This window comes from bacterium, from assembly GCA_030649055.1.
GTDB lineage: Bacteria > Patescibacteriota > Minisyncoccia > UBA6257 > JAUSGH01 > JAUSGH01.
Genome location: JAUSGH010000008.1, coordinates 1 through 7,217 on the forward strand (window position 1 = coordinate 1; position 7,217 = coordinate 7,217).

The 7,217-nt window shown below is 52.9% G+C and carries 10 protein-coding genes; 8 read left to right on the top strand and 2 right to left on the bottom strand.

The features are described from left to right. The 7 genes from Q7R85_02085 to Q7R85_02115 form a co-directional block, all read left to right on the top strand. Positions 1-433 (top strand): hypothetical protein (locus tag Q7R85_02085; protein MDO8584892.1); only part of this gene is annotated, 433 nt, incomplete at its 5' end. Between the two features lie 89 nt (positions 434-522). Continuing rightward, entirely contained in the window at positions 523-1,020 is a 498-nt protein-coding gene (locus Q7R85_02090) for a hypothetical protein (protein ID MDO8584893.1), read from the top strand. Positions 1,021-1,403: 383 nt separating this feature from the next. Continuing rightward, positions 1,404-1,691, top strand: a complete 288-nt coding sequence (locus Q7R85_02095) for a co-chaperone GroES (GenBank protein ID MDO8584894.1) — start codon at positions 1,404-1,406, stop codon at positions 1,689-1,691. A 45-nt stretch (positions 1,692-1,736) separates the two neighbouring features. Further along, positions 1,737-3,398 carry a chaperonin GroEL gene (gene groL, locus Q7R85_02100; protein MDO8584895.1) on the top strand — a complete coding sequence of 554 codons (1,662 nt, stop codon included), beginning with the start codon at positions 1,737-1,739 and terminating at the stop codon, positions 3,396-3,398. Between the two features lie 239 nt (positions 3,399-3,637). Further along, a complete protein-coding gene (locus Q7R85_02105) occupies positions 3,638-3,889 on the top strand; it encodes a hypothetical protein (protein ID MDO8584896.1) in 252 nt (83 codons plus the stop codon). A gap of 67 nt (positions 3,890-3,956) precedes the next feature. Next, positions 3,957-5,657 carry an FAD-dependent thymidylate synthase gene (locus Q7R85_02110; protein MDO8584897.1) on the top strand — a complete coding sequence of 567 codons (1,701 nt, stop codon included), beginning with the start codon at positions 3,957-3,959 and terminating at the stop codon, positions 5,655-5,657. 6 nt (positions 5,658-5,663) lie between these two features. Then, complete coding sequence (locus Q7R85_02115) at positions 5,664-6,143, top strand: dihydrofolate reductase (GenBank protein ID MDO8584898.1); 480 nt, start codon at positions 5,664-5,666, stop codon at positions 6,141-6,143. A 64-nt stretch (positions 6,144-6,207) separates the two neighbouring features. Here the strand turns inward: Q7R85_02115 and Q7R85_02120 are convergent, their stop codons facing one another. After that, complete coding sequence (locus Q7R85_02120) at positions 6,208-6,363, bottom strand: hypothetical protein (protein ID MDO8584899.1); 156 nt, start codon at positions 6,361-6,363, stop codon at positions 6,208-6,210. A 132-nt stretch (positions 6,364-6,495) separates the two neighbouring features. Here Q7R85_02120 and Q7R85_02125 point away from each other — a divergent pair, with 132 nt between their 5' ends. After that, entirely contained in the window at positions 6,496-7,005 is a 510-nt protein-coding gene (locus tag Q7R85_02125) for a hypothetical protein (protein ID MDO8584900.1), read from the top strand. A 25-nt stretch (positions 7,006-7,030) separates the two neighbouring features. On the opposite strand, the gene Q7R85_02130 is transcribed toward Q7R85_02125, so the two are convergent. Beyond that, positions 7,031-7,217: acetate kinase (locus Q7R85_02130; GenBank protein MDO8584901.1), on the bottom strand; the 187-nt coding region annotated here is incomplete at its 5' end.

Below are 7,217 nucleotides of genomic sequence, written 5' to 3' on the forward strand. Positions count from 1 at the left end.
CATCGCTACGCAACTTATTGATGCGGCTAAGCGATTGCACCGCGTGACGTTCGGCGTCGCGCCACTACCGGAAAATTATAACGTAGGATTAAGTGGCGTCACCGTTGCTGTCGCAAAAGTAGAGAATGGTAAACGTGAAGAGGTGATGAAAAAATTCCATCGTTTTGTACCGCGAAATCAGCTATTGCATGAAACGCTCCCCGCCGGTTCATACGAGCTCACGTTCACTCCGCGGAATGCAAAAGGAGGGGATGGAGAGGCGGTGCTAAAGATGATGGAATTAAACGGTGCGTCAATTGGCGAGGTTGTTCTGCGAGAGCAAAAATCGGTACGAGAAGTTGATGTGTCAAAAGCGGTGGAGGAAATCATGGAACAATTATTCGCTATTTTCAATCAATTGAAGGCGTTGTTGGGCGTCCGGTTGGGAAGGTAGCACATTTTCGGAAAATAACGGTCATTGACGCACCGCCATGCAGGGCGTTACGGTGAGAGGAGTGGTCTGATGTATGTTGGAGGTGCGCAATGATTCTGCAACCGTCCGGCATATTGCCGGCATGGGTGGAGGACGGTGATCCTTGTCCGCTTTCTTTCACCGAGTCCGCCGGGGAAGGGGACTGGGTATTGAACATCATACCGCCCGGAAAAGGGAATCCGGACGACGTCCGCGCGGGTCGCGTGCAGTTCTGTCATCACAAGAACGATGACCGGATTCGCGCCCAATGCCTCTACATGTTTGGGAGCGCCGAGCCGTTTCTTTGGCGCTTCTGGTTTGCCGATCCGGACGGGCGTGATTCGGAGTTTGAGTGGATGGTGAGGTTCGGCGGTAAATGGTGGTGGGTGCCGCTTCGTGAAATCACGAGCGACACGGATAGCCCGCACTCCATTCGCTTTCACGTGATGGTGGATACTGCCACGCATGGGGGGCTTCCGTGGCGCGCGAAAAAGGTCTTCGTCATCGTGCTGAACAACCATGGGAAGTTGCTCTATCGCGAAGTATTCGTGAACCCGGACTCTGTCTGAACGACAGCGCAGAGCCCGGGTTTGCCATTTTACGTAACTGCTCACAAGACTGAGTAATCGCGTCATTGCGAGGAGCCAGCAGGCGACGCGGCAATCTTACTTTATTATCTTTATGAATATCTATGTAAGATTGCTTCGGATTACCTCGCAATGACGAATACCGACGTACTCAAGGTTGTGAGCAGTTACCATTTTACCCCTTGACAGAGATAGTCGTCGCACCGTACATTGAAGGGTATTAGCACTCTTCAGTCGGGAGTGCCAAAGAGTAATCGCGAATGACGCGAATCTTGGCTACATTAATAATGCGAATAGGACATGGGCGCAAGGAGTTATTCGCGTTATTTTTAGCCCCTGATTTGCGATATTCGTGAACACTATACATGTTTAACCCATTATCAAATCATCTCTTTATAGAAGCGGCGACGGAGGATAAAAAAACAAAGTCCGGCATCGTGCTTCCGGATTCCGCGGAACGTGAAAAGCCGATGCTCGGCAAAGTTGTGGCGGCAGGGCCGGGGAAATTGAACGAAAAAGGGGAGCGCATCCCGATGTCGGTCAAGGTCGGCCAAACGGTACTCTTTAAAAAATACGGTCCAGACGAGATTGAAGTTGAAGGAAAAAAATATCTCGTCGGGGACGAGGATGACGTGCTTGCCATTATCGAGTAATGGCAAGCAATTTCTAATTTCTAATTTCAAATTTCTAATTAATGTATGGCAAAACAACTACTTTTTAACGAAGACGCCCGCGCGGCGATGAAGAAAGGAATTGATAAGCTCGCCGAAGCGGTAAAGATGACGCTTGGCCCCCGTGGCCGGGCGGTGGTGATTGAAAAGGGTTACGGCGCGCCGCAGGTAACTTTTGACGGCGTGACGGTTGCGAAAGAAATTGAGCTGGAGAATAAATTTGAAAATCTCGGCGCCGAGCTTATTAAGCAGGCGGCGGACAAAACAAACGACAACGTGGGTGACGGCACCACCACGTCCGTGGTTTTGGCGCACGCCATGATTGACGAGGGCGAAAAAACTATCCGCGAAAAAGGATTCAACGTCATCCAGCTTGCGGAAGAGTTGAAAGCCGCGGGCGCGACAGTCGTGAAAAATTTGGAATCCCAGCGCGAGGTCATTAACGACAACAAAAAGATTGAAGAAGTTGCAACGCTTTCGGCAAAAGATGCCTCCGTTGGTAAACTGATTGCCGAGGTGATGCATAAAGTTGGCCGCGATGGCGTGGTAACCATTGAGGACTCCAACACCACGGCGAATTCGTACGAAGTCGTTGAAGGTATGCAGTTTGACCGCGGCTATATCTCGCCGTATATGGTGACGAACGCGGAACGCATGGAGGCGGCGTTGGAAGAGCCGTTGATTCTTGTCACGGACAAGAAAATTTCTTCAATTAAAGAAATGCTCCCGTTGCTTGAGAAGCTGGTTGAGCAAGGGAAGAAGGAGCTCGTGATGATCGCGGAGGACGTTGACGGCGAGGCACTCGCCACGCTCGTGGTTAATAAAATCCGGGGAATCTTCACCGCAGTCGCGGTGAAAGCGCCGGGATTCGGCGACCGGAAGAAAGAAATGCTGCAGGACTTGGCGGCGGTAACCGGAGCGACGCTCGTGACCGAAGAACTCGGTAAAAAGATTGAAGACGTGGAGATTGGCGACTTAGGCCATGCGCACCGGGTGGTGGCGAACAAAGACAATACAACTATTGTCGGCGGCGCGGGCGACAAAAAAACGATTGATGAGCGCGTGACGCAGCTCAAAGCCCAGATCAAAAAGACCGATTCCGAATACGATAAAGAAAAATTGCAGGAACGTGTCGGTAAATTGACCGGCGGAGTTGCCGTGTTGAAAGTCGGCGCGCCGACGGAGTCCGCACAAAAAGAATTGAAACAGCGTGTGGAGGATGCGGTTGCGGCAACCCGCGCCGCGATGGAGGAAGGAATTGTGCCGGGCGGCGGCATTGCGCTGTTTAACGTGTTCCAGACGGAAAAAGCAGGCGCGAAAGGTGATGATGCGCCGGTAATAAAAGCCGCGCGCGCAATTCTAATGCACGCGTTGGAAGCGCCTTTGACCGCGATTGTAACCAACAGCGGCCAGTCGCCGGCGGTGATTATGTCGGAACTCGGTAAACAAAAAGCCGCGGCGAAAAGTGACGGCATGTGGGTAGGATTTAACGCCGACAAAGGCGAAATTGGTGACTTGCGAAAATCCGGAATCATTGACCCGCTGAAAGTCACGAAGACCGCGTTTCTGAACGCGCTCTCGGTTGCGAGCAACTATCTTGTTACCGGCGCGGCAATCACGGAGATTCCGAAGAAAGAAACTCCGCCGATGCCCGGAGCGGGCGGGATGGGGGGAATGGGGGAGTACTAGCGTCAAGAAAGCAAAGAAGCAAGAAAACAAGAAAGCAAGGGAACAAAAACCGGTCGCCCTAGGCGACCGGTTTTTGATTGATAAATGCTCATTTCTGAACGGCTCAACGGCGCCCGCCCGTTGAGCCGTTAGCGGTTTCGGGATTTTTAGGTCCGTCATTGCGAGGAGGCCACAGCAGTGGACGACGTGGCAATCTTACATTATTCTGAATGCAGCATCGCAATTGGAGGAGGTTCATCATGGTTGATCGCCGCAAGGTTCGGGAGTCATTCGACGACACGCTCAACCGCATTAGCCGGAACATTGCGCGTATGGCGACGCCTGATCAGATCCCGCGCACGGTCTTCGTGAGCATGGGTCCGGGGTGTGGTTGCACACTGAAAACCGTATACCCTCCCGACTGGGAGTTTGGTCCTGGGGAGAATCCGCAGGATCGTCCGGCGGAAGAGGAGGACGAGCGTTCTCCCGGCGCTCCGCACAACATCGACTAGACGTTCGTTCGCAAGGCCCCCGCGACAAGGTTGTCGTCGGGGGCCTGCATCATTTATAATCAGAACAATGGCTGCTAATAAAGATAACAATCTCGCCGCGTATACGCCGGATTTTTCACCGTACCACTGGACCGAGCGTGACCGAACGTATCTGGAACCATTTGCCACAAACATCGACGGCTTCGTGTCGGTGCTTTTGGGAACCTTGCCGCCGGAGATTACGGGCGCCTTGTGCAGCCGCGCCAGCCGCGCCGCAAGCTCTTTGCTGGAGGTGCTGCTCAAAGAATACATCTATCCGATTGTTGACGGCGAAGACAAAAAACTTGCGAAAGAACTGGAAGATACGGTGCAGTTTTTGCGCACGCGCGGATTCAAAAACATTTTGAACAACCAGCGCGCGCAGGCGTTTTACGCGAAGTGGCTTTCGCAGTACGGCGACGACTCCATCGCGCAGATGACCGGCACACATTTGGTCTTCTGGGGCATCTCCAATGTCGCGATGAAATTTATTGAAGACCAGCGCGTGGGGCTTGAACCGATTGAAAAATCAACCCGCTATGTGAACTTCGGCAATAAAATTAACGGCCGTTATCTTTACTACATCCCAGAACCGGATCTTGACCGCCTGAAAATCACGAGCGCCTATCGCCAAACGCTGGACGGACTTTTTGATACCTACACACAGCTGCTCCCGCCGATGGTGGAGTGGCTCAAGAAAAATTACAACGATAAGGATTCAGTGCTGGAGAAAAAAGCGTTTGACACCTTGCGCGGTCTCCTGCCCATGGCGACGCTCTCGCAAGTCGCGTTTCGCGGCAACGCACAGGCCTTGGAGTACCTCATTAACCGCACCTCAAAACATCAATTGGGTGAGTTGCGTTGGATTTCGCGTGAGGTGAAGCGCGAACTGGACAAAGAAATCCCGTCGCTTTTGCTGCGTGTTATGGATGAAAAATCACAGGAGTACCAGGGGTATTTGGCGGGGAAGCGTGCCTCGGTGCGGGAGTTTATTGGTTCGGCGAAAAAGAAAATAGGGGCGGCGTTGCATGAAGCCGGCGATAAGGCGGAAGTGAAACTCGTGGACTATGACCCTGATGCTGAAACAAAAATTCTTGCCTCAATATTATTCCCGGAATTGCATGGCGGCTGGGCAGCCTCCGTGAAAGCGGTGAAACGCTTATCGCAAAAAGAAAAAACCGCCCTCTTCGCCTCGTATCTTTCCGGGCGCAAGGCGCGTTGGCACAAAGTCGGCCGCGCGTTCGAGAATTCGTATCTGCGGTATGAAATTACGATGGACGCGGGCGCGTACCGCGACCTACACCGCCATCGCATGATGACGCAGGAGCGGCAGCTTTTTTCCACACATCACGGCTATGATGTGCCGAAGGAACTTGTTGAGGCAAAGCTTCTAGGCCACTATAAAAAAGCAATGGAATCAGCCGATAAATTCTTCCGCAAGGTGGAAAAGCTGGATCCCGAGCTTGCGCAGTACGTGGTGCCGATGGCCTACCGCGTGAGGTTTTATCAGTGGCAGAATTTCCGCGAACTCTTTTGGGAAGCGGAACTCCGCACCATCTCGCAGGGCCACCCGAACTATCGCTTTATTGAGCAGGAAAAATACCGTCTGGCAAAAGAAAAATTCCCGTCGCTTTGCGCCGCAATGCTCGTGGATATGAAGGAATATAACATTGCCCGTCGCGGCACGGAGGAGAAAATTCTGGAGAAGGAGAAGGATATTATGGAGAAATTAGGGAAGAGAAAGGCGTAAGCGATTATGCTTTCTTTTATCGTCGCGCTAGATAACAGGAGAGGTATCGGATTAAAAAACGGCTTGCCGTGGACGTTGCCGGCGGATTTGCGGCACTTTAAGGAAGTGACGATGGGGCACCCGATTATCATGGGCCGTAAAACCCATGAATCCATCGGCCGCGCCCTGCCGGGACGGAAAAATATCATCATCACGCGGCAAAAAGATTTTGTGGCGCCCGGGTGCGAGGTGGTGCAGTCGTTTGATGAAGCACTCGTGCGCGCGGGTGAGGGCGAGGTGTTTGTCATCGGCGGCGGAGAGATTTTTGCGGCTGTGTTGCCGCGTGCGCAAAAACTGTACGTGACCGAAGTGAACCACGCGTTTCAGGCCGATGTATATTTTCCCGAGTTTAATAAAAACGAATGGCGCGAGGTGAGCCGCGAGCCGCACGCCGCTGACGAGAAGAATCCGTACGCGTATTCGTTCGTGGTGTATGAGCGCAGATAGTATTAGTAGGGCGACGTTTCCCTAAAAACACGAACCGCCCCGATTGCCGGAGCGGTTGCGCGATCTACGAGCGACCCTTGTCGCCCTTCTTGTTTTTCTGCTCTTCCAGCAGCTGCTTCACCTCGCGAAGCAGCGTGACGGTTTCCTTGAGCAGTGTGACGACCTCAGTGAGCTTCCCAACCACCTGCTTGAGCAGCATTTCTACCAGACCCAACAACATGGCTGTTCTCCTTGTGAGATTGGCGGTATTGCGACGGGTTTGCTGCAATTAACATAGCACAAAACCCATCTTTAGGCACGGTGTGGTATGCTGTTGGGAGCGTGACACTTTGTCGGTATGAAGGAGCGAGCGATGGCAGAACAGTACGACTTGGACGGGCGCAGTCGTGAGCGAAGCATCCAAGCGTCGCTCAAACACTATCAGCCGGCGTATCTCTTCGTCCGCGATGTCGGCGCGAGGGGCGGGGCGACTCGTGTGCATTGCGTCTTGCGGAAGCGCGACAACCTCGCGATTACGCCGGTGCAAGGCGGATACTCCATCCGCGTAAACGGCAAAGAAGTGTTCTTTTTTGTGGTTGAGAAAACACGCGAATATTTGTGGGGAAAGCATTGGGCGCTGGAGTATCGGCGCATGTACCCCAAAACTCCGGAATGTCCGTATGGCCGCATGCACATCGTCGGCCGGCCGTATGAAAATCCGGATGACCCGAAGCTTCCGGAAATCACCGAGAGCGTGCTTCGCTCGGTGAACTACGGCTATCTTCTTGAGGTGCGTTTCAAGGGGAAGGTGTGTCTGCGGCGCACGCGTCCGGATAAGGCGCAGCCCGGCTGGTCCTACTGGTCAATCATCCCGCCATCCTAGATTCTGGAGGCGGGATGAACTATTTTTACTTATGTAGCAATTCCATAGTTTCTTTTGCCATTTGACCCGGTTCGTCGGTGGTTATGACTGCGATTTTGACGGGGGAGTGTTCACTGTTGATAAGCGCGTCAACGCTTACCATCCGATTATTTTTTTCTTGATCAAGCGTAATGCCGAGACCGCCAAGCCCTTCGCAGATTCTATTCCGAATG

Bases quoted from the DNA above. Each gene is read 5' to 3' on its own strand.
- Q7R85_02125 (MDO8584900.1), top strand. From the start codon at position 6,496: ATGGCAGAACAGTACGACTTGGACGGGCGCAGTCGTGAGCGAAGCATC.
- Q7R85_02115 (MDO8584898.1), top strand. From the start codon at position 5,664: ATGCTTTCTTTTATCGTCGCGCTAGATAACAGGAGAGGTATCGGATTA.
- groL (MDO8584895.1), top strand. From the start codon at position 1,737: ATGGCAAAACAACTACTTTTTAACGAAGACGCCCGCGCGGCGATGAAG.
- Q7R85_02120 (MDO8584899.1), bottom strand. From the start codon at position 6,363: ATGTTGTTGGGTCTGGTAGAAATGCTGCTCAAGCAGGTGGTTGGGAAG.
- Q7R85_02095 (MDO8584894.1), top strand. From the start codon at position 1,404: ATGTTTAACCCATTATCAAATCATCTCTTTATAGAAGCGGCGACGGAG.
- Q7R85_02110 (MDO8584897.1), top strand. From the start codon at position 3,957: ATGGCTGCTAATAAAGATAACAATCTCGCCGCGTATACGCCGGATTTT.
- Q7R85_02105 (MDO8584896.1), top strand. From the start codon at position 3,638: ATGGTTGATCGCCGCAAGGTTCGGGAGTCATTCGACGACACGCTCAAC.
- Q7R85_02090 (MDO8584893.1), top strand. From the start codon at position 523: ATGATTCTGCAACCGTCCGGCATATTGCCGGCATGGGTGGAGGACGGT.